We start from the raw sequence: 26,574 nt of genomic DNA, 5'->3' as shown, positions 1-26,574 counted from the left end.
GCGGATCGGGACAGCCGTTAACGGAGGCTCAGTCGCGCGGCGACGAAGCAACGCCGTGACTGAGCCAGTCGAGCACGGCCGTCGCGTCGTCGTCGGCGCCTTCGCGCGCTTTTTCGACCGTCTCGGCGACGTCGTCGCTCGGCACCGCGCGCCGAATCGCCACACCGACCGCGAGAATGTCGATCATCACGAGGTGCAGGATGCGCGAGATCATCGACAGTTGCGACTCGCGAATCTCGATGTGATCGGTTTCCAGCGCGACCGTCGCACGCTTCGCGAGCGGGGTGTTGCTCGACGTGATCGCGATCACCTGCGCGCCGGCCTGCATCGCGACGTCGAGCACGCGCAGCAGCTCGGGCGCGCGCCCCGACTTCGACACCGCGACGATCACGTCGCCCTTGCCGAGCAGCGCGGCCGAGGCCGCCTGCATGTACAGGTCACCGTACGCGATCGTCGGAATGCCGAAGCGGAAGAACTTGTAGTGCGCGTCCTGCGCGACGATGTTCGAATTGCCGAGTCCGTAGAACTCGATGCGCCGCGCGCCGTTCAGCAGGTCGATGGCGCGTTCCACGTGCTCGAAGTTCAGATGCTCGCGCAATTGCAGAATCGCGGACACGGTGTTGTCGAGCACCTTCGCGCCGAAGTCGGTCGCGGTGTCGCCGAGATGCACCTGGCTGTGGCTGACCGGAATCGTGCCGGTCAAACCGGTCGCGAGCTTGAGCTTGAAGTCCGACAGCCCCTGGCAGCCGAGCGAGCGGCAGAAGCGGATCACGGTCGGCTGACTGACGTCGGCCTTGCGCGCGATGTCGACGATCGGATCGTTGATGATCGAACGCGGGTGGTTCAGCGCGAGTTCGGCGACGCGGCGCTCGGCCGGCGTCAGCGCTTCGCGCATCTGGCGAATCCGCTCGAACACCGCCGACGAGCTGCCGCCCGCGCGGTTCGACAGCTGCTCCGCCAGAATCGCCGATACGCCGAGGAACGCCGGGTATTCGGCGGTAATCACATAGGTCGGCACGTTCTGCAGATACGCCTCGAAGCGGCCCTTCGCCTCGAAGCGCTGGCGAAACGACGAACGCGCGAAGAACTCGCCGAGGCGTGGCACGACCCCGCCGCCGATATAGATGCCGCCGAGCGCGCCGAGCGTCACCGCGATATTGCCGGCGAAGGTGCCGAGAATGCCGCAGAACACGTCGACCGATTCGGCCGCGAGCGGCTCGCCTTCGAGCGCGCGCTTGACCACATCGGCGGTATTGACGCTGGCCGGCACGCGCTTCTTGTCGCGGCCCGCGAGCGCGCGATAGATCACCTCGATGCCGGGCCCCGCGGCCACGCGTTCGAACGACACGTGTGACCACTTCTTGCGCGCGTACTGCAGCACGATATCTTCACGCTCGTCGGCGGGCGCGAAGGTGGCGTGACCGCCTTCGCTGCCGAGCGCGATCCAGCGGTCGTCGGCGGGAATCAGGCCCGACACGCCCATGCCGGTGCCGGGGCCGAGCAGGCCGATCACGCTGTTCGGCCGGCGCTGGCCACCGCCCACCTGCACGCGCTGAGCATCGGTGAGGCCGGGCAGCGCCATCGCGAGCGCGGTGAAGTCGTTGACGACGAGCAGCGTGTCGAAGCCGAGCGCGCGGCGCGTCGCTTCGATCGAAAAGGTCCAGTCGTGATTGGTCATGCTGACCTGGTCGCCGTCGACCGGGTTCGCAATCGCGATCGCCGCGTGATTGACGCGGCCGATCTTCGTGTCCTTCAGATACTTCTTGATGACGTCGGCGACACTCGGGTAGTCGGTGCAAGGATAGATCTGCACCGAGCCGATTTCGCCGGGGCCCGTCTCGAGCGCGAAACGCGCATTGGTACCGCCGATGTCGGCCAGGAGCCTCGGTCCATCGGCGTGCTGGACCGCGCCCGGCACAGCTTTAGTTTGCACACCAGTAGACATCGAGTCTCACTCCCTTGTCGTTTGCCAGCTGCGAGATGGCATTTTTTTGTAGCGCGGCGGACGCGGCGTTGAGCACGTCCATCTTGCGCGGCCCTGCGATCAGCAGAAACAGATGCTTCACGTCCTTCAGCGCGGACAGCGACCAGCTCACGCGCGCGTGCGGCGCCGCGCCCGGATGCACGGCGACGAAACGCTCGGTCGTGTTGATCGCGTGATCCCATTCGGGCGCATCGGCGAAGATCGACGCGGTGTGGCCGTCTTCGCCCATGCCCAGCACCGCGACGTCGGGCGCCGTGGCAAAGCGCGCGTCCGCGTTCAGCGCGGCGACGTGCGAATGCAGATCCTGGGTGGTGTCGACGAGCGGCCAGAAGGTCGCGTGTTGCGCCGCGTTCTGCAGCAACGTGGCGCGCGCGAGCTGCGCGTTGCTCGCGCTATCGGTCTCCGGCACCCAGCGGTCGTCGACCAGCGTGATCGCGATGCGGGGCCAGTCGAACGTCTGCGTCGACAACGTTTGCAGGAACGGACGCGGGCTGCTGCCGCCGGACACCGCCAGCATGGCCGGGCGCGCGAGCGGGGTTGACGTGCCGGTGCCGGCCGCCTGTGCGGCAAGCGACGCATGTAACGCGTCGCCCACCGCTTTCGCCAGCGCGTCGGATTGGGCGCGCTGGTCGTCGAAAGCGTGAAGCTCGATCACTTCTCCTCCGTGCTGCTTTCTTGTTAGGTCTGCGGAATCAGCCTGACTGCTCTCGCACGATGCCTGCAAGGCGGATGGCCTGCAAACGCATGACGCGATACCGGCGCGACTCCGTTCAGTTCGTCGGTGGTGTTGCCGGCGCCGCGCGCCGAGGTGTTCATCGCGCGCGGCGCCGTCCATCAATTCATCAAACTCAATTCTCTTCCTCGAGCCAGCAGGTGCCGTGCTGGGCGAGCATCGCGCTCGCCGCGGCCGGTCCCCACGTGCCCGCCGCGTACGGCTTGGGCGGCTTGGTCGAGGCCTTCCATTCGTTCAGGATGGGTTCGACCCAGCGCCATGCGGCTTCCTGTTCGTCGCGCCGCACGAACAGCGCGAGGCGCCCGTTGATCACGTCGAGCAGCAGCCGCTGATAGGCCTCCATCTGGCCTTCGCGGAAGAACCGGTCGAACGCGAGATCGAGGTATACGCTCGCGAGGTTCATACCCTCGCCGGGCTGCTTCGCGAGACAGTACAGACGAATCGTTTCGTTCGGCTGCAGACGGATCACGAGGCGGTTCGCGCCCGCGCGCAGCGCCGACGCGCCAAGCGCCGAATGCGGCACCGCACGGAAATTCACGACGATCTCGGCGACGCGATCGGCGAGCCGCTTGCCCGTGCGCAGGAAAAACGGCACGCCGGCCCAGCGCCAGTTCTCGATCTCGACCTTCAGCGCGACGAAGGTCTCGGTCGAGCTATCGGGCTTCACGCCGTGCTCGGTCGCGTAGGCCGGGACCGTGTTGCCACGGATCACGCCCGAATGATACTGGCCGCGCACCGCGACCTTGCCGATTTCCTGCGGCTTGACCGGTTTGAGCGCGCGCAGCACGCGCAGCTTTTCGTCGCGCACCGAGTCGGAATCCATCGAGTGGGGCGGCTCCATCGCGACGATCGACAGCAACTGCAACAGGTGGTTCTGCACCATGTCGCGCAGCGCGCCGGTATTGTCGTAGAAATCGCCGCGCGCTTCGACGCCGAGTTCCTCGGCGATCGTGATCTGGATGCTTTCGACCCACTCGCGGCGCCACAGCGGCTCGAACAGCGCATTGCCGAAGCGCAGCGCGAGCAGGTTCTGCACCGGCTCCTTGCCGAGGTAATGGTCGATCCGGTAGATCTGTTCTTCCGCGAAGATTTCGCCGACCGCATCATTAATTGCGTTCGACGACTTCAGGTCGTAGCCGAGCGGCTTCTCGAGCACGATGCGCGCGTTGTGGTTCAGGCCCACCGCGGCGAGCGCATGGCAGATCGGCACGAACAGCGACGGACCCGTCGCCAGATAGAACACGCGGATGCCGGGCATCTCCTGGATCGCGTCGCGCAGTTGCTCGAAGTCATCCGGATTGCCGAGATCGATCTTCACGAACTCGATGCGCGCGAGGAAGCTCGTCCACGCGGCTTCGTCGAGGCCGTTCTTCGACACATGCGGCTTGACGTGCCCGTCGACCCACTGCAGATACTCGCCGCGATCCTCGACGTGCCGCGCGAGCGCGACGATCTTGCCGCTGTCGGCGAGCATGCCGCCCGCGCGGTGCGCCTCGAACAGCGCGGGCAGGATCTTGCGCATCGACAGATCGCCGGTTCCGCCGAAGAGAACGAAGGTGAAGCTTGAGTCGGTATGCATGAGTCTCCGTCGATGTCCTGAAGGGCCGCCGCGCTGATCGGACACTGCACGCGCAGCGCCCCGGAAGAGCGACCGTAGTCCGATAAAATATTTTTTGACACTGAATTGTAGTTTAACTACAATCCAAATCAAGAGGTAGCGTTAATTCGATGAAAAAAGCGTGCGCTGTACTGACGGAATGCACGCTTTTTGCGAATCGGCGGGCGTCCCCGGCACGCTAACGGACAATGGGACAACGCCTTCCGGTACGCGCCAGCAGGGTGCCGGCGGACCTTACGGAAAGCCGGGGAGTCGACGGGCTTGCGGGTCGTTGCCCGCAGCCGACGTCAGGCTGGCGTCGAGTTGGCGTATGAGGTACCTCGAGTCTGCAGCGCGATGCGGGCAGGCAAAAATCAAAAGAGGAGACAGTCAGTTGCACCCCGAACCACTCACCTCTTGAGCGTCCAGCGGCCGGACATCGGTCCGCCGGCACATGCCCTCGCGCATGCGCCCGACCGTGCTCGATCGCCAGTGTTTTGCCTGTTTGAACCAACCACAGCACCCTGGCGACATCAGGGGCCATTCGTTTTTTTGTTCAGGTGTCTGGAGGAGATAAGCAATGAAATTTCGCGCGATCATGGGCGCTCTGTGCGCTGCGGGTCTGATGTGTGGCGTGTCGGCCGTGCAGGCCGCCGAGTCGATCGAAGTGCTGCACTGGTGGACTTCGGGCGGCGAATCCAAGGCCGTCGGCGTCCTCAAGGACGACATGACGAAGCAGGGCTACACGTGGAAGGACTTCGCGGTCGCGGGCGGCGCTGGCGCGGCTGCCATGACGGCACTGAAGACGCAGGTGATCTCGGGCAACGCACCGAGCGCCGCGCAGATCAAGGGTCCGCTGATCCAGGAGTGGGCTTCGCAGGGCGTGCTGGTGCCAATCGACTCGGTCGCGGGCGACTGGAAGAAGAACCTGCCGCCGGAAATCGACAAGATCATTCGCGCGGACGGCCACTACGTCGCCGCTCCCTTCTCGGTGCACCGCGTGAACTGGCTGTACATCAACAAGGCAGCGCTGGACAAGGCCGGCGGCAAGGTGCCGACCACGTGGCCTGAGTTCTTCGCGGTGGCCGACAAGATGAAGGCCGCGGGCATTCAGCCGATCGCAATGGGCGGCCAGCCGTGGCAAGACCTGACGCTGTGGGAAGACGTCGTGCTGTCGGAAGGCGCGGACTTCTACAAGAAGGCGCTCGTCGACCTCGACGAGAAGACGCTGACCTCGGAAAAGATGGTTCAGGTGTTCGACACGGTCCGCAAGATCCAGGGCTACTTCGACGCGGGCCGTACGGGCCGTGACTGGAACCTCGCCACGGCCATGGTCATCAACGGCAAGGCCGGCATGCAGTTCATGGGCGACTGGGCGAAGGGTGAGTTCACCAACGCTGGCAAGAAGTCGGGCACGGACTACATCTGCGCGGTGGTGCCGAACACCGACAAGGCTTATACGTTCAACGTCGACTCGTTCGTGTTCTTCCAGCAGAAGGGCCAGAAGGCCGCGACGCCGGGCCAGCTCGCGCTCGCGAAGACGATCATGTCGCCGGCGTTCCAGGAGCAGTTCAGCCTGTACAAGGGCTCGATCCCGGTGCGTCTCGGCGTGCCGATGGACAAGTTCGACGACTGCGCGAAGAAGTCGTACGCGGATGAGCAGATTGCGATCAAGGCCGGCGGTTATGTGCCGTCGCTCGCTCACGGCATGGCTCAGCCGGATGCCGCGGCAGGCGCGATCTCCGACGTCGTAACGAAGTTCATGAACTCGCAGGAAGATTCGAAGACCGCGGTTCAGGCTCTCGCGAAGGCAGCGAAGACCAAGTAAGCGTAAGTACGAAGTGTTGCGCCCGGCGGCTTGCATCCGAAGCACCGGGCGCGCCCTTCGGGCCGTGTCGAGTCGGACCTCGAGCTGCTTTCGTTCGCAGCGCAGTCCGGCGCCACCCGGCTCACCCTGGTTTCATGGAGTCACACCCAGACTGTCGCGGTCCCGCGCCATGCGTGCACGGGCAGCCCGACGGTACAGTTTCAGCAGGAGTCGAGTAGTGACTGCTTCCATCAGCGGGAACGGGAAAACGGCCACCGTCACCCGCCGCACGTCGCCCATGGCGGCCCTTGCCGATCGCTATATTCCGAAGCTGGTGCTCGCACCCAGCGTCGTGATCAGCCTGATCTTCGTGTATGGCTTTATCGCAATCACCGGCTATCTGTCGCTGTCTACTTCGCGGCTGATGCCTCGTTGGGAGTTCGCGGGTCTCGACCGCTATCGCGAACTGTTCCAGAACGACGTGTTCTGGACTTCGGCCGCGAACCTCGGCTGGTTCGGCATTCCGTTCATCGGTATCTGCATCGGTCTGGGTCTGTTGCTCGCGATCCTGCTCGATCAGCAGATCCGCAACGAAGGCGCGCTGCGCGCCGTGTTCCTGTATCCGATGGCGCTGTCGTTCATCGTGACCGGCACCGCGTGGCAATGGATTCTGACGCCGAGCATCGGCATCGAGAAGGTGTTTCACGACTGGGGCTGGACGAGCTTCTCGTTCAACTGGCTCGGCGACCCGGACAGGGCGATCTTCTGTATCGTGATCGCGGCGGTCTGGCAGTCCACCGGCTTCGTGATGGCGCTGTTCCTCGCCGGCTTGCGCGGCGTCGACAGCGAGATCTTCAAGGCCGCGCAGATGGACGGCGCGAACCTGCCGACCATCTACCGCAAGATTGTGATACCGAGCATGCGGCCGGTGTTCTTCTCCGTGCTGCTGATCCTTTGTCACATCACCATCAAGACGTTCGACCTGGTCGTCGCGCTGACCGCCGGCGGTCCGGGCACGTCGACGTCGCTGCCGGCCATTTTCATGTACACGTTTTCGTTCAACCGTGGGCAGCTCGGCGTCGGCGCGGCATCGTCGATCATGATGCTCGCTACCGTAGTGGCCGTGCTCGTGCCGCTGATGTATCTGGAATCGAGGAGCACCCGCAATGCAGCCTAAGATGACGATTAGCCGTGCCGTCATTTACGCGGCCCTGGTTCTGTTCGCGCTGTACTTCCTGTTCCCGCTGTACGTGATGCTGTCGACGTCGTTCAAGGACATCGACCAGCTGCGCACCGGCAACCTGCTGACGCCGCCGACGAGCTGGAGCTTCGCGCCGTGGCTCAAGGCGTGGAGCGGCGCGTGTACGGGGGTTCGTTGCGACGGCATGCAGCCGTTCTTCATGAACTCGGTGCGCATGGTGATTCCGGCCGTGCTGATCTCGTCGATCATCGGCGCGTTCAACGGCTACGTGCTCACGCACTGGCGGTTCCGCGGCGCCGATCCGATCTTCACGATGCTGCTGGTCGGCTGCTTCATTCCGTTCCAGGCGATCCTGCTGCCGATGGCGCGCCTCGAAGGCATCCTCGGGCTGGCGAACACGGTGAGCGGCCTCGTGCTCGTGCACGTGATCTACGGTATCGCGTTCACGACGATGTTCTTCCGCAACTTCTACGTGAGCGTGCCGGCTGAACTCGTGAAGGCCGCGCGAATCGACGGTGCGGGTTTCTTCACGATCTTCACGAAGATCCTGCTGCCGGTGTCGCTGCCGATCTTCATGGTGTGCCTGATCTGGCAATTCACGCAGATCTGGAACGACTTCCTGTTCGGTATCGTGTTCTCCGGCGTCGATTCGATGCCGATCACCGTGGCGCTGAACAACCTCGTCAACACCTCGACCGGCGTGAAGGAATACAACGTGGACATGGCCGGCGCGATCATCGCGGCGCTGCCCACGCTGCTCGTCTATATCATCGCCGGACGTTACTTCGTGCGCGGCCTGACCGCGGGCGCGGTGAAGGGCTAAATCACCCTGGAGCGACGGCGTTTCACCGAACGCGTGCCGTCGTCGCCTGACAAGACGTTTTCAAGCAGTACCAGAGACTAGAGGATTCACAGCATGGCAAGCCTTTCCATCCGTGACGTGTACAAGACCTACCCGAACGGGGTGCCGGTTCTGAAGGGTGTCAACATCGACATCGAAGACGGCCAGTTCCTGATTCTGGTCGGCGGCTCAGGCTGCGGTAAGTCGACGCTGCTCAACATGATTGCCGGTCTCGAAACCGTGACCAAGGGCGAGATCCAGATCGACGGCAAGACGGTCAACAACCTGTCGCCGAAAGATCGCGACATCGCGATGGTGTTCCAGTCGTACGCGCTCTATCCGTCGATGACGGTGCGCGACAACATCTCGTTCGGCCTGAACATCCGCAAGGTGCCGAAGCAGCAGCAGACGCAGATTGTCGAGCGTGTGTCGAACACGCTGCAGATCAAGCATCTGCTCGATCGCAAGCCGGGTCAGCTGTCGGGCGGCCAGCGTCAGCGCGTCGCGATGGGCCGCGCGCTCGCGCGCGATCCGGTGATGTTCCTGTTCGACGAGCCGCTGTCGAACCTCGACGCGAAGCTGCGCATCGAGATGCGCTCGGAAATCAAGCTGCTGCATCAACGCCTCGGCACGACGATCGTCTACGTGACGCACGACCAGATCGAAGCGATGACGCTCGGCGACCGCATCGCGGTGATGAAGGACGGCATCGTTCAGCAGTTCGGCGCGCCGCAGGAAATCTACGACTCGCCGTCGAACCTGTTCGTCGCGGGCTTCATCGGCGCACCGCCGATGAACTTCATCGAAGGCAAGCTGGTCGAGCAGGGCTCGGGCGTCGGCATCGAAGTCGATACGGGCGTCGCGCGCAAGGTGCTGGTGCTGCCGTTCGATTCGGCGAAGGTGCGCTCGCACGTCGGCAACAACGTGATTCTCGGCCTGCGTCCGGAACGCATCACCGATGCGCGCGGCGCGCACGGCGACGACTCGAAGCTGCAGCCGGTCGAAGTGAAGGTCGACGTGATCGAGCCGACCGGTCCGGACACGCTGGTGTTCGCGCAGATCAACGGCAAGCGCGTGGTGAGCCGCGTGCACCCGGCGTCGAACCCGCAACCGGAGAACAATGCGACGCTGCTGTTCGATACGTCGAAGGCGGTGTTGTTCGATCCGGCGAATGAAGAGCGGATTGCGTAAGTCGTCGCCTAAGCGCTGAATCCGTCGCTACAGAAAAGCCCCATGCGTTGAATTGCGCATGGGGCTTCTGTTCTTTTGCAGCCGTTACGCCGCCTCGGGCAAACGCAAGTCCGGATTGTTGCGCGCGAGCTCGCTGACCCAGTCGATAAACGCGCGCAGCCGCGAACTCAGATTGCGGCGATGCGCATACAGAATCGACAGCGGTGTACCGGGGCTCGTGTAGTTGCCGAGAATCTCCGTGAGCGCGCCTTGCTCGATCAGCTCGGCGACCATGAAGCGCGACGGCTGGATGATGCCGTGGCCCAACACAGCCGCCGTGATGTACACCGAGCCGTCGTTGACGGCGAGCGTGCTATCCATCGCGACGCGCTCGATTTCGCCGTCAACTTCGTATTCGAACGGGAAGGTCCTGCCGCTGCGCGCTGACACGTAGTTGACCGCGCGATGCTCGCCGAGCTCCGCCAGTGTGGTCGGCGTGCCGAACTTCCGCAGATACGCGGGCGATGCGCACGTGACGATGCGCGCAAGCCCGATGCGCTTCGCAACGAGGCTCGATTCTTCGGGCGTGCCCATGCGGATGACGCAATCGACGGCGTCCTGGATCAGATCGATGTTGCGGTCCGCGAGACCGAGGCGCACGTCGATCGCGGGGTATTGGGCGTAGAAGTCGTCGAGCGCGGGCAGCAGCAGCGAGCGCGCGAGCGTGCCGGAGGTGTCGACGCGGATCGTCCCGGCCGGATTCTCGCGCTTGCTCGACAGCGACGACTCGGCATCGGCGACGTCGGCGAGAATGCGCACGCAGCGCTCGTAGAACGATGCGCCGTCTTCGGTCACGCTGACCTGGCGCGTCGAGCGGTTCAGGAGCCGCACGCCGACGTGTTCCTCGAGCGCCTGGATCGTGCGGCTGACCTTCGCGCGCGGCAGATCGAGCGATTCCGAAACCTTGGTGAAGCTGTTCGCTTCGACCACGCGCGTGAAGATCTCCATCGCTTCGAAACGGTCCATGGTGTGCCTTGTGGGTGGTGAGCCAGAAGAAGGGCGGGACAGGTTTGCGACACGACAGGAAGTCTACAGCCAGCAAAACGGGTTGTCTGCCGCGCCTCGTTCGCGCGCAACCGCCACCGCCGCTCGTGGCTCAATCCCGCTCCGGCGCGCCCAGCGGAAATAGCGGCCGGTAGGGCCGCGCCTCGTCGACCGCGCGTGCGAACGAGGGCCGCGCGAGCAGCCGCTGCCGGTACGCGCGCACGTGCGCGAACGCGGGGTCGATCGGGTGCGTCCAGTCGGCGTAGAACAGGAACGGGGCGGCGCCGCAGTCGGCGAGGCTGAAGCTGTCGCCGGCGGCCCATTCGCGCTCGGCCATGTGACGGTCGAGCCATGCGTACGAAGTGTCGAGCAGCGCGCGCGCATCGGCGACGCCACGCCGGTCGCGCTCGGCTTCGGGACGCAGGCTATCGAACACGACTTTTTGCTGTGGAGTCGAAATGTAGTTGTCGAAGAAGCGGTCCATCGTGCGCACCTCGAGCGCGGCGCGCGGATCGGCGGGCAACAGCGTCACAGGCCCCGGATAATGCAGGCCCAGATATTCGATGATGATGCTCGCCTCGACCACCGTGCGCCCGCCGTCGACGAGCACCGGGAAGCGCCTGATCGGCCACAGCGCGGCCAATTCGGCCATGACCTTCGGGTCGTCATGCGCGAGCACGCGCATCTCGAACGGCGTACCGTTTTCGTACAGCGCGGTGAGGGCCTTCTGGCAGTAGGACGAGAACGGATGGGCATAAAGCAGCAGGGGCATCGCGATCACCTTTGACGGTTGCACAGCACGAGTACGCGGTGACGACGAGAGCCACCGCGCGACGGCCAGGCTGGCCGTTTACCCCACGACGAACGACGGCCGAAAAAATCGACCTCAGACCTTCGCGCTCGCCCCATGCGGCGGCAACGACCCCGGCTGCAACAGCACGACCACCGCACCGGCGCCGCCGTCATGCGGGCGCGCCTGACAGAACGCGATCACTTCGGATTTCTGCACGAGCCAGGCGCGCACCTTGCCCTTCAGCACCGGCTCCTTGCCGATCGACCCCAGGCCCTTGCCGTGAATCACGCGCAGGCAGCGCAGGCCGCGTTTGGCCGATTCGCGAATGAATTCCGCGAGCGCCTCGCGTGCCTCTTCGCGCCGCATGCCGTGCAGGTCGATCTGCGCCTGCACGATCCAGTCGCCGCGCCGCAGCTTGCGCACTACGTCGCGGCTCAAGCCGGGGCGGCAATACGACAGTGTTTCGTCGGTTTCGAGCAGCACTTCGGGGTCGAATTCGTCGGAGATCGCTTCGTGCAGCACCGCCTCCTCGTCGAGCAGCGTCTGCACCGGCAGCGGCGGCGGGGGATTGCGCGTGAGCGTCGCGCGCGGCGGAATCGCGAGCGGCGCGACTTCGCCGATCTCGCGGCGGAACAGATCGGCGTCGGCGGCCGCTTCGCGCTGCGCCGCTCGCGTCGCCGCCTGTTCGCGCTCGCGCCGCTCGGCTTCGCCCTTCAACGCTTCACGCAACGCACCGAGTCCGGCGAGCCCCGATGCGCGATCGAGCTTCGGGGCGACGGCGGGCGCAGCCGTTGCGGGCGCGGGACGCGTGGCCGCTTGCGGGCGTTTCGGTTCGTTCGGATGGGGCTGATTCTTCGGCATGTCGGCAATACAGGCGGAAAGGTCGGTCGGTGGTGCTGCCAACGCGCTCGACGCACATTGACAAAGCGGCAAAAACGACAAAGGCCGCCGGCATTTCAGCCGCGGCCTTCGTGAGCCAATGACAGCAGCGCTGCGCCACCGTCATTTTACTGTCGCGCCCGTTTGTCGGGACTTCGTCTCGCCATAAGGTAGCGCGCTGCGGATCAGCGGTCCGCTTCCGCGCTCATCGCGTGCTCGCCGGCCATCTCGTTGATGGTCTCGAGATAGCGCTGCGCGTCGAGCGCGGCCATACAGCCGGTGCCCGCGCTGGTGATCGCCTGGCGATAGATGTGGTCCTGCACGTCGCCCGCGGCGAACACGCCCGGCACGCTGGTCGCGGTCGCGAAACCGTTCAGGCCGCCCTTCGTGATGATGTAGCCGTTCTTCATCTCGAGCTGGCCTTCGAAGATGTCCGTGTTCGGCTTGTGGCCGATCGCGACGAACAGGCCCTGCAGCGCGATGTCAGTGGTCTCGCCACTCTGCGTGTGCTTGATGCGCAGGCCGGTCACGCCGGAGTTGTCGCCGGTTACTTCTTCGAGCACATGGTTCCACTTGATCTCGACGACGCCTTCCTTCTCCTTCGCGAGCAGACGGTCGATCAGGATCGGCTCGGCGCGGAACTTGTCGCGGCGATGGATCACGGTCACCTTCTTCGCGATGCCGGCGAGGTACAGCGCCTCTTCGACGGCCGTATTGCCGCCGCCGATCACGGCGACGTGCTGCTGCTTGTAGAAGAAGCCGTCGCAGGTCGCGCAGGCCGACACGCCCTTGCCCATGAACGCCTCTTCCGACGGCAGGCCGAGATACTGCGCCGATGCACCCGTCGAGATGATCAGCGAATCGCACGTGTATTCGCCCGAATCGCCGATCAGGCGAATCGGCCTCTCATCGAGCTTCGCCGTGTGGATGTGGTCGAAGATGATCTCGGTATTGAAGCGCTCGGCGTGCTCGAGGAAGCGCGCCATCAGTTCCGGGCCTTGCACGCCGTTGGCGTCGGCGGGCCAGTTTTCGACGTCGGTCGTGGTCATCAGCTGGCCGCCTTGCGCGATGCCGGTGACGAGCACCGGCGCGAGGTTGGCGCGCGCCGCGTAAACCGCCGCCGTGTAGCCGGCGGGACCGGAACCGAGAATCAGAACCTTGGCGTGTTTCGTTGCAGTTGCGGGCATGATCGAATCCTTGTACGGCGCGCGGCTCGCCGCTGCGTAGCCGTGCGTTTTTGAGCTGAAACTGTAGATGGGTATCAGTCGGGCATTATAAAGGGCGGGGCGTGCCGCTGCGCCATCAAGCTTTCTGATCGCCGCGATAGCGTGGCGGCGTGGGCGCTCGGGGCGAGCCCGCGGCGCGATACGGCGAATTCAGCGCGCCTCGCGCATGCGTCTGTGGTCTGTGGTCAAACAGCCAGGTTACCGTCATTTACAGCCTCGCGCGGGACACAGCGTTTACAATAGCCCGGATCGAAGTTTCCGGTAGCCGGGATCGGGCCCGAAGCCGTGCGCGGCGAGGCTCGGGCCGCGTTCCCGGCGGCAGTTTCAGCCTGAACCGGCTACCCCAGGCAACAGGATCAATGGCAAAAGCTCCCTATACCGCGAGCGCGCAGGCATTGCCGCACCGCATGTCGCGCCTCTTCACCGAAATCCGCTGGATTCTGCAGGTGGCCCTCGGCGTGTTCCTGCTGATGTCGCTCGTCAGCTACAGCAGGCACGACCCGAGCTGGACCCATGCCGCGCAGGTCGACCATATCTCGAACTGGGCGGGCCGCGTCGGCGCGTGGACTTCCGACATCCTGCTGCTGCTGTTCGGCCTGTCCGCCTACTGGTGGATCGTGCTGCTCGGCCGCCACATCTCCGCGAACTACAAGCGCATCACCCGCAACGAAGAGCCGCAGGACGACGACGCGCCGCGCGGCGTCAGCTGGCTCGCGGACGCGTTCGCGTTCATGCTCGTGCTGCTGTCGTGCAACGGCCTCGAGGCGCTGCGCATGTGGTCGCTGAAGGTGCAGTTGCCGCGCGCGCCTGGCGGCGTGATCGGCGAGGCTGTCGCGCGCGGCATCTCGCATGCGCTCGGCTTCACCGGTGGCACGCTCGCGCTGCTGCTCGGTCTCGGGATCGGGCTGTCGCTGTACTTCCGTTTTTCGTGGCTGTCGGTCGCGGAGAAGGTCGGCGAATCGATCATTTCCGCGGTGACGTTCGCGAAGCTGCGCCGCGAGGCCGGGCTCGATCGCAAGCTCGGCGAAGCGGCCGCCGTGAAGCGCGAAGGCAAGGTCGAGAAGGGCCGCGTGCGCATCGAGGAGCACGAGCCCGTAGTGATCGTGCCGCCGCTCGCCACGCCGGCGAAGTCGGAGCGTGTCGAGAAGGAACGCCAGGTGCCGCTCTTTACCGATCTGCCCGGCGACTCCACGCTGCCGCCCATCGCGCTGCTCGACCCCGCGCCAGCCGCGCAGGAAACCATTTCCGCGGACACGCTCGAATTCACGTCGCGCCTGATCGAGAAGAAGCTGAAGGACTTCGGTGTCGACGTGAGCGTGGTCGCCGCGTATCCGGGGCCCGTCGTCACGCGCTATGAAATCGAGCCGGCCACGGGCGTGAAGGGCAGTCAGATCGTTAATCTCGCGAAGGATCTCGCGCGCTCGCTGTCCCTCGTGTCGATTCGCGTCGTCGAAACGATTCCGGGCAAGAACTACATGGCGTTGGAGCTGCCGAACCAGCGCCGTCAGACCGTGAGCCTGTCCGAAATTCTCGGCTCGGCCGTGTATGCGGATGCCGCGTCGCCGCTCACAATGGGTCTCGGCAAGGACATCGGCGGCAAGCCCGTGTGCGCGGATCTCGCGAAGATGCCGCATTTGCTCGTCGCCGGCACGACTGGTTCGGGCAAGTCCGTGGGTATCAACGCGATGATCCTGTCGCTGCTGTACAAGGCGAGCGCCGAGCAGGTGCGCATGATCCTGATCGATCCGAAGATGCTCGAAATGAGCGTCTACGAAGGCATTCCGCACCTGCTGTGTCCGGTCGTCACCGACATGCGCCAGGCGGGCCACGCGCTGAACTGGGCGGTCGCCGAAATGGAGCGCCGCTACAAGCTGATGAGCAAGGTCGGCGTGCGTAACCTCGCCGGCTACAACAACAAGATCGACGAAGCGGCCAAGCGCGAAGAGAAGCTGCCGAATCCGTTCAGCCTGACGCCGGACGATCCGGAACCGCTGACGCGTTTGCCGAACATCGTGATCGTCATCGACGAACTGGCCGACCTGATGATGGTCGTCGGCAAGAAGGTCGAAGAGCTGATCGCGCGGATCGCGCAGAAGGCGCGCGCGGCCGGCATCCATCTGATTCTCGCTACGCAGCGTCCGTCGGTCGACGTGATCACCGGCCTGATCAAGGCCAACGTGCCGACCCGTATGGCGTTCCAGGTGTCGTCGAAGATCGACTCGCGCACGATTCTCGACCAGCAGGGCGCCGAGTCGCTGCTCGGCATGGGCGACATGCTCTATCTGCCGCCAGGCAGCGGTTTGCCGGTGCGCGTGCACGGCGCGTTCGTGTCGGATGATGAAGTGCATCGCGTCGTCGACAAGCTCAAGGAGCAGGGCGAGCCGAACTATATCGAGGGCATTCTCGAAGGCGGCGTGAGCGGCGAGGGCGACGAAGGCTCGGCGGGAACCGCGTCCACCGAAGGCGAGTCGGACCCGTTATACGATCAGGCGGTCGACGTCGTGCTGAAGAATCGCCGCGCGTCGATTTCACTCGTGCAGCGGCATCTGCGCATCGGCTACAACCGGGCGGCGCGTCTACTCGAACAGATGGAGAATTCGGGCGTGGTGTCGGCGATGTCGTCGAACGGCAATCGCGAGATCCTGGCGCCGGCGCGCGAGGCGGAATAGCCGTAACGAGCCATGGCGGCCATCGCGAGCGACGCCGCGTGCACCGTCGGGTGCGCCATTGCGGCTCGACGCCGGGCCAGTCACTGTGTGTTCAGCGAGTGCATCGAGCCGGCGCAGCCCATCACCGAATTCATTCAAGGGAGAAAAACCTATGCAAGCAATCGCGCAGCAGGATGCCCGACAGCGTCGAGCGGGCCGCCTCGGCGAGCGCGTGTCCCGCGGCATGCGCAAGATCTCGCGCGCCGTGGGCAGTGTCGCGATCGGTGCGTCGCTGTTCGTCGCCTCGCACGCGTTCGCGAGCGGCACCGAGCAACTGAAGGCATTCATCGCGCAGGTCCGTTCGGCGCGCGGCACCTTCGTGCAGCAGGAAGTGCGCGCGCCGAGCAAGGCGCAGGGCGCGAGCGGCGCGCTGTCCACCGCGAACCCGGCCAAGCCGACCACGTCGAGCGGCACGTTCATGTTCGCGCGGCCCGGCAAGTTCATCTGGCAATACGAGAAGCCCTACTCGCAATTGCTGCAGGCGGACGGCGACAAGTTCTACGTCTACGACAAGGATCTGAACCAGGTGACGGTGCGCCCGCTCGGCAACGCGCTCGGCGCAAGCCCGGCGGCGATCCTGTTCGGCAGCAACGATCTGGACAAGAACTTCTCGCTGCGCGACGCGGGCGTGAAGGCCGGCATCGACTGGCTCGAACTGACGCCGAAGGCGAAGGACACGCAGTTCGAGCGCGTCGGCATCGGTTTCAAGGACGGCAATCTCGAAGCGATGGAATTGCACGACGTGTTCGGTAACGTGACGCTGCTCACGTTCTCGAACATCCAGAAAAATCCGCAACTGCCGCCCGATGCATTCAAGTTCACGGTGCCGAAGGGCGCGGATGTGATCAACGGATAAACCGCGCGGTAGGCGCCGACACTGGCGCCTTTGCAAACGCCCGCGAAGCCGCGCTTGTCGAGCGCGGCTTTTTATTTCGCGCGGCGCGTGGATTGCTTAGGGATGCGCGCCCGGCGCCGCGACGAACATTAAATCGTCGTACCGGCAGACGTAATGATTTAGTGCGAGACTGGAAAGAGCGGCATTGCTCATGGGCTGGAGTTGGCGCGTCCGATCATTTTCCGGGATTGGGTACGCAATCTCTAACAATTTTTTGCTGCAACGCAACAAAATAACGCCTAAACTGATCGAATCTGGGTTGTCGCTTCAGATGTCTGGAAAGGTGAGGCATGTCATGAGATTGTCTTCTTCACACGATTCACGCTTGTCCCCATCCCTCCATGTGTTCCAGCAGGAGGGCGGGTGGCATTGGGGAATAACGGTTCCGCGCGCGGCCGGAAGTGGTTTCAAGGTCGTTGCATATAGTGAAAAAACCTTTATCGATGAGGCCGAAGCCCATCGGGAAGGCAATCGCGCGCTTGAGCGTTTCGCCGATACGCCGGCGGTTCCGCTTGAGCGGCAGTAAGGCAGTCAGGTTATCTAACGTATCCGGCAGCCCGTTATTTGGGTTTTCGGACGGGAAACGCAAGAATTACCGCCGGTGATAATTTAATATGCAACCAATTGCATATTTTTTTGACTTCCGAAAAATCGTAGCGATAATGTCTCGTTTCGAGATATCGCATTTATTTTGACTTTCGCGGAATATGAAACCACCCACGCGCTAAGCGTGGAACTGGACGGCGTAAACTACGCCGGAACTTATCGCGTCATGACGGGCACCGTCGTCGTCCATTTCGCGAACGAGAGCAAATTCGCCTCGTACGCGCCGAATCGGCCGGAGACCGTCGCCCGTTGGCTGCTCACGGATCTGTGTCGCAAGGCCGAATCGCGTCGGCGCAAAGCGGCGAAAAAATAGCCCGCGGCGCGCCCTGTGATTGGCCGTTCGACGGTCACAAAAAAAGACCTGCATTTGGATTGCAGGTCTTTTTTATTTTGTGACAGCTGCGTCTAATACAACGCGCTGAGGGTGACGCGCTCACGCATACGCGGTCTTGCGCGCCGATACGAACGCGTAATAGCACACCGCGCCGATCGCAAGCGACGGCAGCGTCGCGCCGACATTCGGTAGCCATTGATTGATCACCTGGTACGAGGCGATGCCGATCGCCCAAGCGACGAACGCGCTCAGGTGCCAGCCGCCCGAGAAGCCGTAGCGGCCGCGCACATCGGCGAGCACCGCGGCGTCGACGCGACGCTTGCGCACGATGAAGTGATCCATCAGCACGACGCCGAACAGCGGCGCGAATACCGAGCCGATCAGCAGCAGGAAGTTCTGGTACTTCGCCATCGGCACGAGCAGCGCGATCAGCGTGCACAGCGCACCGAACGCGGCCGACAGCAACGGCACGCTCGCGCGTGTCCAGAACGTGCCGGTCGATACCGCGGCCGAGTGGATGTCGGCGAACGCATTGTCGATTTCGTCGATCAGAATCAGCAGCAGCGCAAACCCGCCGCCCGCTTGCGCGAGCGCGCCGGTCAGCAATGCATCGCCGCCGCCGGCCGCGAGCCCGTAGACCGCGCCGAGCGCATAGAACCAGATGTTCGCGATGCCATAGCCGTATAGCGTGCCGCGGAACGTCTCGCCGGCGCGGCGGCTGAAGCGCGTGTAGTCGGCGATCAGCGGCAGCCATGACAGCGGCATCGCGACCACGAGGTCGACCGCGCCGCCGAACGACATCTCGCCGGTGCCGGGACGACGCATCAGGTCCGCGAGATTGTGGCGCGCGAGCAGGTTCCACGTGAGCCACGCGGCGCCCGCGAGCAGCAGCCAGATCCCCCACTTGCGCAGAAAGCGCCGCACGAACGACAGCGGGCCGCTGATCGCGAGCAGCGTCGCGAGCACGCCGAAGATCACGGTCCACACGAGCGGCATCGACAGGCCGAACGCCTGTTTCGCGAGCGCATCGGCAGAATCGCGCATCACGATCACCTCGAACGAGCCCCAGCCGACCAGTTGCACCATGTTCAGCACGGCCGGCACCGACGCGCCGCGCACGCCGAGCGTCGGACGCAGCGACGACATCGCCGCGAGCCCGGTGTCGGTGCCGATCACGCCCACGAGCGCGAGCAGCACGACGCCGATCACGCTGCCGAGCACGATCGCGACGAGCGCATGCGGCAGCGACAGCCCCGGCACCAGCAGCGCGCCCGCCTGGGCGACGAGCAGGCCGATGCCGAGCGAGAACCACAGCGCGAACGCGTCGCCGGTGCGAAACGCGCGGCGCGCGTCGGGCACCGCCGTGAGCGGCGCGTAGGTGGAGCCGGCGTCGCCGGCGACGGAATCTTGAGCCATCTGATGTTCGTTCCTGTTGGTGGTGCTGTGATTCTTTGCGTTGCCGGCGCCCCGGGTCGGCCATCGCTTGGCCGCCGTCACTGTCATAATGCAGGACGTTGCCCGCGTTCGTGCCTGTGTTTCCGGCCGGACGCGGGCTTTGCGCTTGTCCCGCGAGGCGCTGCTCCGAAGCGGTGCGTGCCCCGGAAAGCCGAGATTATCCCCAAAACGTCATGTTTGAAGAAACCCGTGCCAATGTTCCGCTCGCCGAACGCCTGCGGCCACGCAATATCGACGAAGTGATCGGCCAGTCGCATCTGCTCGGTCCGAACAAGCCGCTCAGGGTCGCGTTCGAATCGGGCGAGGCCCATTCGATGATCCTGTGGGGCCCGCCGGGCGTCGGCAAGACCACGCTCGCGCGGCTGATGGCCGATGCGTTTCACGCGCAGTTCATCGCGTTGTCGGCGGTGCTGTCGGGCGTGAAGGATATCCGCGAGGCGGTCGAAACCGCGCAGATCCATCGCGCGAACGGCCATCAGACGCTGGTGTTCGTCGACGAAGTGCATCGCTTCAACAAGAGCCAGCAAGACGCGTTCTTGCCGCACGTCGAGTCGGGCCTGTTCGTGTTCGTCGGCGCGACGACCGAGAATCCGTCGTTCGAGGTCAATAGCGCGTTGCTGTCGCGCGCCGCCGTCTACGTGCTGAAGAGCCTGACCGACGACGAACAGGGCGAGTTGCTCGAGCGCGCGCGGAAGGAACTCGGCGGCCTCACGTTCACCGACGAAGCGCGCGCCGCGCTGATCGGATCCGCCGACGGCGACGGCCGCAAGCTGCTGAACAACCTCGAGATCGTCGCGCGCGCGGCCGCCCGGCAGAAGACCACCGAAATCGACGGCGCGTTATTGGGCAGCGCGCTCGCGGAGAATCTGCGCCGCTTCGACAAGGGCGGCGACGCCTTCTACGACCAGATCAGCGCGCTGCATAAATCCGTGCGCGGCAGCAACCCGGACGGCGCGCTGTACTGGTTCTGCCGCATGCTCGACGGCGGCGCGGACCCGCGCTATCTCGCGCGTCGCATCGTGCGCATGGCGTGGGAAGACATCGGCCTCGCGGACCCGCGCGCTGCGCGCATCACGCTCGACGCCGCCGAAACCTACGAGCGTCTCGGTTCGCCCGAAGGTGAGCTCGCGCTTGCGCAGGCGATCATCTATCTGGCGGTCGCGCCGAAATCGAATGCCGGGTACAACGCGTACAACGAGGCGCGGCGCTTCGTCGGCAAGGACCAGTCGCGCGCGGTGCCGGTGCATCTGCGCAACGCGCCGACGAAGCTGATGAAGGAACTCGGCTACGGCCACGACTATCGCTACGCGCACGACGAACCCGATGCGTACGCGGCCGGCGAAACCTATCTGCCCGACGGCATGCGCGAACCGCATTGGTACGAGCCGACACCGCGTGGTCTCGAAGGCAAGATCGGCGAGAAGCTCGCGCGCCTTGGCGAGCTCGATGCGCGGTGGCGCGCCGAGAACAAGCCGAAGAAGGCTTGAGGCGTTTCACCTTTGCCGGTGCGTTAAAATCGCGTTTTCATACAACGAACATCCGTCCCATCCCATGCTCGACATCCAGTTGCTGCGCAAAGACCTCGACGGCGTCGCAAAGCGCCTCGCCGACCGCGGCTATACCCTCGACGTCGCGGCCTTCACCGCGCTCGAAGCGGAACGCCGCGATACCCAGACCCGTACCGAAGAACTGCAGGCGCGCCGCAACAGCCTGTCGAAGCAGATCGGCGCGATGAAAGGACGCGGCGAAGACACGTCGGCGGTGATGGCCGAAGTCGGCGGCATCGGCGACGAGATGAAGGCGTCGGCGGTCAAGCTCGAAGACATCCAGAAGCGTCTGTCCGATCTGCTGCTCGACGTGCCGAATCTTGCGCACGAAAGCGTGCCGGTCGGCAACGACGAAGCCGGCAACGTCGAAGTGCGCCGCTGGGGCACGCCGCGCCAGTTCGACTTCGAGGTCAAGGATCACGTTGACGTCGGCACGCCGCTCGGCCTCGACTTCGAGACCGGCGCGAAGCTGTCGGGCGCGCGCTTCACGATGCTGCGCGGCCAGATTGCGCGGCTGCATCGCGCGCTCGCGCAGTTCATGATCGACACGCACACGCAGCAGCACGGCTATACCGAGATCTACACGCCGTACATCGTCAATCCCGACATCCTGTACGGCACGGGCCAGCTGCCGAAGTTCGCGGACGATATGTTCCGCGTCGAAAAGGGCGGCGGTGAACACACGGTCACGCAGTACCTGATCTCGACCTCGGAAATTTCGCTGACGAACACGGTGCGTGAGAGCATCGTCGAAGCGGACGCGCTGCCGATCAGGCTGACCGCGCACTCGCCGTGCTTCCGCTCGGAAGCCGGCTCGTATGGCCGCGACACGCGCGGCATGATCCGCCAGCATCAGTTCGACAAGGTCGAGATGGTGCAGGTCGTAGCGCCAGGCGCATCGTACGACGCGCTCGAGCAGATGGTCGGCCATGCGGAGGCGATTCTGCAAAAGCTCGAACTGCCGTATCGCGTGATCACGCTGTGCACCGGCGACATGGGCTTTTCCGCAGCGAAGACCTACGACCTGGAAGTGTGGCTGCCCGCGCAGAACACCTATCGTGAGATTTCGAGTTGCTCGAATACCGAGTCGTTCCAGGCGCGACGCATGCAGGCACGCTTCCGCAACGCGCAGGGCAAGCCGGAGCTCGTGCATACGCTCAACGGCTCGGGTCTCGCGGTGGGCCGCACGCTCGTCGCGGTGCTCGAGAACTTCCAGAACGCCGATGGCTCGGTGACGGTGCCCACGGCACTGCGGCCTTACCTCGGCGGCGTCGAGCGGCTGCAAGTGCCGGCGGCCTGAGCGTCGCCGATGCGCGCGCAGGCGCGGTGTCGTCGCGTGTCTGACGATGGATGCCGCGAACGGCATCGAGGGTCCCGCGAAAATTTTTTAGAAATTTTCTGGACGAGGGGGCTTGGAAAACTGATTCGAGCTGTTCTATAATCTTTTTCTCCCAAGCAACGGCCCGCTTGGATCCGACGATGCAGTAGCGAGTTGGAATACCCGGAAAGGTGGCAGAGTGGTCGAATGTACCTGACTCGAAATCAGGCGTACGGTTTCCCCGTACCGTGGGTTCGAATCCCACCCTTTCCGCCAAATTCTGAAACCCCTTGATTTCACCGAGATCAAGGGGTTTTTGCTTTGAGTTCTCGAATGGCTTTGCCAAGGCAATTCGAAATTATTCAAGCATCATTTCTATTTTGGCGAAATCCTTTGTTTCAATTTTTTACATAAGCTATTCGTTGCTCGTGGTCTTTTTCATCTCATTTCCATACAAATATCTTAAGTCATCTGTGCTGCACTGTCCCCTAATTCATATACGGGACATATTCGGGGCGTGGCTGTTGCACGCTATAAGGGGTCGAAGTGAGAAAATTTGCGGGCGACCCGCCCCCCGATCGACTTCTGAAAGTGCGAATCTTCGCCGACCCCACAGATCTCCGCAAGATCTGCCCTTTTTTACAAATAAATACGATTTTTGGTTGGGCTCGGTCATTCGTTCAGGGTACGATTTACGCCGTCAGAAGCTTTTACAGGAAGAATTTTCCTGAAAGTGAAAGCTTCGGCAATTGATCAGTAAAACGTTTGCACCGCAAACGTTTGCGAACCAACGCGCACCCAGCCCTGTCAATCTGAACCACCGCGAGGAGCACCTTCGCGCGCCTCGGTTCAATCGGACAACACAGACGTGCGTTCAAAGCACTTCGGGACAATAGTCTTTAAGGCCTGCAAATTCATTTGCATCGAATCCTTATTCATTGTCCGTCGAATCACAGCGAATCCACCTTTTGGTCTTTTTATCGGGAATTTTCCCGACATTTGGAATTACTCCGCGATGATAAAACGACGTCAATTCATTGGGGGCCTGACGGCCCTGAGCGCAAGTTATCTTTTGACCGCGTGTGGTGGGGGCAGTGGGTCATCGAACGCGACTGGCAAGGCAGCCGCCGCGACCGGTGCTTCCGGTGCCGCGGCAGCTTCGGGTGCGTCCGCTACCTCCAGCACCGCGGACAATACGTCGCCGGTCGCGAAGGCGAGTGTCCCGAACATGTCGCCCGATGGCACCTCACTGCCTTCCGCGCCGTACATCATCGACCAGTTCGGCGCGACGTGGACGCTCTCCAACGGCGTCATTTATCGCAACGGCGCGACGTTCGGCATCACGTACAACGTGTCGCTCGTGTTGTTCTACGGCGGCAAGATCTGGCATTGCGGCACGGGGGGCGAGTTCTACGTCACTGCGGACGTCCCCAACCTATGGCTGCATTGCAACGATCCGCGCATCGCGATCACACCGCAGGCCGGCATGTTCTATGGCATGAACGGCCACTTCGACTACACGTACACGCCCCAGCAGATCGTCTCGATCCTGAAGGCCATGGGCTGCACGAGCTATCGCGTCGGCGTCACCAACAGTTCGAACCAGCTGAACGCGGCGATCGGGCTCGCACAGGCTTTCCAGGCGGCGGGCATGACGTTGGTCGCGCTGATCGACCAGGGCGTCTACGACTCCAACGGCAACCTGCTGGCTGGCGAGAATGCCGCTTACAGCCAGGGTTACGCGGTTGCGCAGTCGGTCGCGAACGCACTGAAACCGTATGGCGTGACCATTTACGAATGCGGCAACGAGTTGACGCGCACGAACGCCACCGTGCTCGACTTCAACGCTGCGGGCACGAAGGCAGCGGACTTCAACAACGCGAACTGGCCGGTGATGCGCGGCGTGATGCGCGGGATGATCGACGGCGTGAAAGCGGTTCAGTCGAACGCGAAGTGCGGCATCAATTTCTGCGTGAACGATGTCGGCGCGGCGGACGCGCTGTGGGACGGTAATCAGCCGGATGGCAGCGGCGGTCACCCGACCGTGCGCTGGGACATCACCACGTGGCACAACTACGAGGTGTATGGCGATGTGTTCTCCCTCGGTGCGGACGGCGCCCAACCTGGCTTCGATCTGCCGATCTATTGCAAGGCCCGGTATGGCGTGCCGTTCATCATCACCGAGTGGAACACCGGACCGGAGCAAAACGAGACCTATCGTGGGAACTACATCACGACGAAGCTCGGCGAGTTCTATCAGAACCGCAAGACGCACAATATCCAGGCCGTCATGTATTACGTGCTCGACAGCGGCGACCAGACCTTCGGCATCATGATGAACGGCTCGCCGTTGAATCCGTCGTACAGTGCGTTCCAAAGCTTCACGGCGGCCCATCCGGACAACTAAGCCGCGGATATTGACGTAAGCAGGCCCGCACGTCTGTGGTCGATGCTGCCCGGTGTCAAGGGCAGCACGTCGCCGGGCCTGACAGCGGCGCCCAACCGTTGCCTTCAGCGTATCGAGGCCAGGGGACGGGCGTCTCATCCCACCCGAAACCCTTCCGTCACCTCCCTCAACGCCCGCGCCTGTTCCGCGAGCGACGCGGCGGCCGCCGCGCTTTCCTCGACGAGCGCCGCATTCTGCTGCGTGACCTCGTCCATCTGCGTGATCGCGATGCCCACCTGCTGAATCCCATCGCTCTGCTCACGCGACGCCTGCGCAATGTCACCGACGATGCTGGTCACGCGCGCGATCGCGGCCGCGCACCTCGCCGGCGACGACCGCGAAGCCGCGACCCTCGTCGCCGGCATGCGCGGCTTCGACCGCTGCGTTGAGCGCGAGGATGTTGGTTTGAAATGCGATGCTCTCGATCGTGCTGATGATGCCCGTCATCTGCGCCGAGCCCGTGTGGATCGCGCACATCGTTTCGATCTTGCTGCCGACAGCGTCGCGGCCATGCGCGGCGAGGCTCGACGCGCCGCGCGCGAGTTCGCTCGCCTGTTCGACATTGCTCGCATTGATCTGCACGGTCGCGCTCAGCTGCTCCATCGCGGATGGCCGTCTCGCCGAGCGCGACGACCGACGCATAGTGCACCGCTGCGTCGGAGAAGGCATTCATTCGCGCGTTCCGGCGCTGGCCGGGAATGGCGCCGAAGCAGTACGCCCGCAATCAGCGTGATCCGTACGATATGGCGAAGGGCGGAACGCAGCGGGCGGCATGACGGGACGCCCGAATTTTAGTTCGGGAAACTGAACGATCACGATGTCCGGCTCGATGATCGTTCGAGTCCCTTTGCCGCCAGTCCATCTGAACGAGCAGGCCCGCAAGCTGGCCGAGCAAAAGCCCGTCATTATGATTCGGGCGCGCGCCACGGCATAGCTCCGCTAGCGCCACTGCCTCCTGCCGCGCACCGCTTCAGCCGATTTGCGCGGGGTCCATCCGCGATCCTCTGTACAATTGCCCGAAATCGCCCAATCGAGCGGCGGTTGCGGGCCGCCGGGCTTTCGGGCGCGGCGGGTCGTCTCGCGCTTGACCCGCGACTCACATCGACTGAATTCATGGCCATTACCTACAAGACTCCCGACGATATCGCGAAGCTGCGCATTGCGGGCCGCCTCGCGGCCGATGTGCTGGCAATGATCGGCGAGCACGTCAAGGCAGGCGTCTCCACCGAGGACCTCGACGCGCTGTGCAACGACTACATCGTCCACACGCAGAAAGCGATTCCGGCCAATGTCGGCTATCTGGGCTTTCCGAAGACCGTCTGCACGTCGGTCAATCATGTCGTGTGTCACGGCATCCCGAATCGCAACGAGATCCTGAAGGACGGCGACATCATCAACATCGACGTCGCGATCATCAAGGACGGCTATTTCGGCGACACGAGCCGCATGTACTGCGTCGGCCAGTCGAGCACGGTCGCGCGTGCGCTGATCGACACGACCTACGAGGCGATGGTGGCCGGCATCCGCGAGGTGAAGCCGGGCGCGACGCTCGGCGACGTCGGCCACGCGATCCAGAAGGTCGCGCAGCGCGAGGGCTTCTCGATCGTGCGCGACTACTGCGGGCACGGCATCGGCAAGGTCTATCACGAGGACCCGCAGGTGCTGCACTATGGGCAGCCGGGGCAGGGGGTGCGCCTGAAGCCGGGCATGGTCTTCACGATCGAGCCGATGATCAACGCGGGCCGCGCCGGCACGTCGGTACAGCGCGACGGCTGGACCGTGATCACGAAGGACCGCTCGCTGTCGGCGCAATGGGAGCACATGGTCGCCGTGACCGACGACGGCTATGAACTGCTGACGCCGTGGCCGGACGGCACGGGCGACTACGACGCGCCGTGAGCGGGACCGCATATTCTGGTCAATAATAAATTTGACTCGCCGGCCGGTTCGGTTAAAGCTACGCGTTAGGGTTTCCAGGGGTTTCGTCTGC

General features: G+C 63.9%; 20 protein-coding genes, 1 tRNA gene and 1 pseudogene. 12 read left to right on the top strand and 10 right to left on the bottom strand.

Features of this window, described 5'->3' with window-relative positions:
- Positions 1 to 28 precede the first annotated feature (28 nt).
- The 3 genes from F6X40_RS24820 to zwf form a co-directional block, all read right to left on the bottom strand.
- Positions 29 to 1,945 carry a bifunctional transcriptional regulator/glucokinase gene (locus F6X40_RS24820; RefSeq protein ID WP_187629589.1) on the bottom strand — a complete coding sequence of 639 codons (1,917 nt, stop codon included), beginning with the start codon at positions 1,943 to 1,945 and terminating at the stop codon, positions 29 to 31.
- Positions 1,923 to 2,639: a 6-phosphogluconolactonase gene (gene pgl, locus F6X40_RS24815; RefSeq protein WP_090803460.1), complete on the bottom strand. Its 717-nt coding sequence runs from the start codon at positions 2,637 to 2,639 to the stop codon at positions 1,923 to 1,925. Before pgl ends, F6X40_RS24820 begins: the two co-directional genes overlap by 23 nt.
- A 193-nt stretch (positions 2,640 to 2,832) precedes the next feature.
- Positions 2,833 to 4,296 (bottom strand): glucose-6-phosphate dehydrogenase, encoded by a 1,464-nt coding sequence (gene zwf / locus F6X40_RS24810; protein WP_187629588.1) that lies wholly within the window; start codon positions 4,294 to 4,296, stop codon positions 2,833 to 2,835.
- Between the two features lie 598 nt (positions 4,297 to 4,894).
- Between zwf and F6X40_RS24805 the strand changes: the two genes are divergently transcribed.
- From F6X40_RS24805 to F6X40_RS24790, 4 genes are all read left to right on the top strand, one after another.
- Positions 4,895 to 6,142, top strand: coding sequence for an ABC transporter substrate-binding protein (locus F6X40_RS24805; RefSeq protein ID WP_184065374.1), 1,248 nt, complete (start codon positions 4,895 to 4,897; stop codon positions 6,140 to 6,142).
- A gap of 217 nt (positions 6,143 to 6,359) precedes the next feature.
- Complete coding sequence (locus tag F6X40_RS24800; protein ID WP_184045605.1) at positions 6,360 to 7,298, top strand: carbohydrate ABC transporter permease; 939 nt, start codon at positions 6,360 to 6,362, stop codon at positions 7,296 to 7,298.
- Entirely contained in the window at positions 7,288 to 8,145 is an 858-nt protein-coding gene (locus tag F6X40_RS24795) for a carbohydrate ABC transporter permease (RefSeq protein ID WP_167368627.1), read from the top strand. Before F6X40_RS24800 ends, F6X40_RS24795 begins: the two co-directional genes overlap by 11 nt.
- Before the next feature lie 93 nt (positions 8,146 to 8,238).
- Positions 8,239 to 9,354 carry an ABC transporter ATP-binding protein gene (locus F6X40_RS24790; RefSeq protein WP_187629587.1) on the top strand — a complete coding sequence of 372 codons (1,116 nt, stop codon included), beginning with the start codon at positions 8,239 to 8,241 and terminating at the stop codon, positions 9,352 to 9,354.
- A gap of 84 nt (positions 9,355 to 9,438) precedes the next feature.
- On the opposite strand, the gene F6X40_RS24785 is transcribed toward F6X40_RS24790, so the two are convergent.
- From F6X40_RS24785 to trxB, 4 genes are all read right to left on the bottom strand, one after another.
- Entirely contained in the window at positions 9,439 to 10,359 is a 921-nt protein-coding gene (locus tag F6X40_RS24785; RefSeq protein ID WP_184065383.1) for a LysR family transcriptional regulator, read from the bottom strand.
- A 130-nt stretch (positions 10,360 to 10,489) separates the two neighbouring features.
- Positions 10,490 to 11,149 carry a glutathione S-transferase family protein gene (locus F6X40_RS24780; protein ID WP_187629586.1) on the bottom strand — a complete coding sequence of 220 codons (660 nt, stop codon included), beginning with the start codon at positions 11,147 to 11,149 and terminating at the stop codon, positions 10,490 to 10,492.
- Positions 11,150 to 11,263: 114 nt separating this feature from the next.
- Entirely contained in the window at positions 11,264 to 12,031 is a 768-nt protein-coding gene (locus F6X40_RS24775; RefSeq protein WP_184059794.1) for a Smr/MutS family protein, read from the bottom strand.
- Positions 12,032 to 12,234: 203 nt separating this feature from the next.
- Entirely contained in the window at positions 12,235 to 13,236 is a 1,002-nt protein-coding gene (gene trxB / locus F6X40_RS24770) for a thioredoxin-disulfide reductase (protein ID WP_187629585.1), read from the bottom strand.
- Between the two features lie 398 nt (positions 13,237 to 13,634).
- Here trxB and F6X40_RS24765 point away from each other — a divergent pair, with 398 nt between their 5' ends.
- Both F6X40_RS24765 and lolA read left to right on the top strand, forming a co-directional pair.
- Positions 13,635 to 15,944: a DNA translocase FtsK gene (locus F6X40_RS24765; protein WP_184021169.1), complete on the top strand. Its 2,310-nt coding sequence runs from the start codon at positions 13,635 to 13,637 to the stop codon at positions 15,942 to 15,944.
- Between the two features lie 151 nt (positions 15,945 to 16,095).
- The gene (gene lolA, locus F6X40_RS24760; protein WP_187629584.1) at positions 16,096 to 16,839 is read left to right on the top strand and encodes an outer membrane lipoprotein chaperone LolA; all 744 of its coding nucleotides are present in this window, start codon (positions 16,096 to 16,098) and stop codon (positions 16,837 to 16,839) included.
- A 358-nt stretch (positions 16,840 to 17,197) separates the two neighbouring features.
- Here lolA and F6X40_RS43575 read toward each other — a convergent pair whose 3' ends face one another.
- Entirely contained in the window at positions 17,198 to 17,467 is a 270-nt protein-coding gene (locus F6X40_RS43575) for a hypothetical protein (protein ID WP_187629583.1), read from the bottom strand.
- A 141-nt stretch (positions 17,468 to 17,608) separates the two neighbouring features.
- Here F6X40_RS43575 and F6X40_RS24750 point away from each other — a divergent pair, with 141 nt between their 5' ends.
- On the top strand, positions 17,609 to 17,797 hold the full coding sequence (locus tag F6X40_RS24750) for a hypothetical protein (RefSeq protein WP_244144826.1): 189 nt from the start codon (positions 17,609 to 17,611) through the stop codon (positions 17,795 to 17,797).
- A 120-nt stretch (positions 17,798 to 17,917) separates the two neighbouring features.
- Here F6X40_RS24750 and cytX read toward each other — a convergent pair whose 3' ends face one another.
- The gene (cytX, locus tag F6X40_RS24745) at positions 17,918 to 19,234 is read right to left on the bottom strand and encodes a putative hydroxymethylpyrimidine transporter CytX (protein WP_187629582.1); all 1,317 of its coding nucleotides are present in this window, start codon (positions 19,232 to 19,234) and stop codon (positions 17,918 to 17,920) included.
- A gap of 212 nt (positions 19,235 to 19,446) precedes the next feature.
- On the opposite strand from cytX, the gene F6X40_RS24740 reads away from it, so the two are divergent.
- From F6X40_RS24740 to F6X40_RS24725, 4 genes are all read left to right on the top strand, one after another.
- Complete coding sequence (locus F6X40_RS24740) at positions 19,447 to 20,760, top strand: replication-associated recombination protein A (RefSeq protein ID WP_187629581.1); 1,314 nt, start codon at positions 19,447 to 19,449, stop codon at positions 20,758 to 20,760.
- A 64-nt stretch (positions 20,761 to 20,824) separates the two neighbouring features.
- Positions 20,825 to 22,120, top strand: coding sequence for a serine--tRNA ligase (gene serS, locus F6X40_RS24735; RefSeq protein WP_090803484.1), 1,296 nt, complete (start codon positions 20,825 to 20,827; stop codon positions 22,118 to 22,120).
- A 203-nt stretch (positions 22,121 to 22,323) separates the two neighbouring features.
- Positions 22,324 to 22,414, top strand: a tRNA-Ser gene (locus F6X40_RS24730).
- 739 nt (positions 22,415 to 23,153) lie between these two features.
- Entirely contained in the window at positions 23,154 to 24,545 is a 1,392-nt protein-coding gene (locus F6X40_RS24725) for a hypothetical protein (RefSeq protein ID WP_184065400.1), read from the top strand.
- Positions 24,546 to 24,679: 134 nt separating this feature from the next.
- Here F6X40_RS24725 and F6X40_RS42550 read toward each other — a convergent pair.
- A pseudogene (locus F6X40_RS42550) lies at positions 24,680 to 25,193 on the bottom strand (methyl-accepting chemotaxis protein); the annotation flags it as partial.
- 504 nt (positions 25,194 to 25,697) lie between these two features.
- On the opposite strand from F6X40_RS42550, the gene map reads away from it, so the two are divergent.
- On the top strand, positions 25,698 to 26,483 hold the full coding sequence (gene map, locus F6X40_RS24710) for a type I methionyl aminopeptidase (RefSeq protein WP_184065403.1): 786 nt from the start codon (positions 25,698 to 25,700) through the stop codon (positions 26,481 to 26,483).
- Positions 26,484 to 26,574: the final 91 nt, after the last annotated feature.

It is taken from the genome of Paraburkholderia sp. UCT31, assembly GCF_014397655.1.
Lineage (GTDB): Bacteria > Pseudomonadota > Gammaproteobacteria > Burkholderiales > Burkholderiaceae > Paraburkholderia > Paraburkholderia tuberum.
Note: the sequence above shows the minus strand (reverse complement) of the source record. Positions and strands in the feature narration are given on the sequence as shown.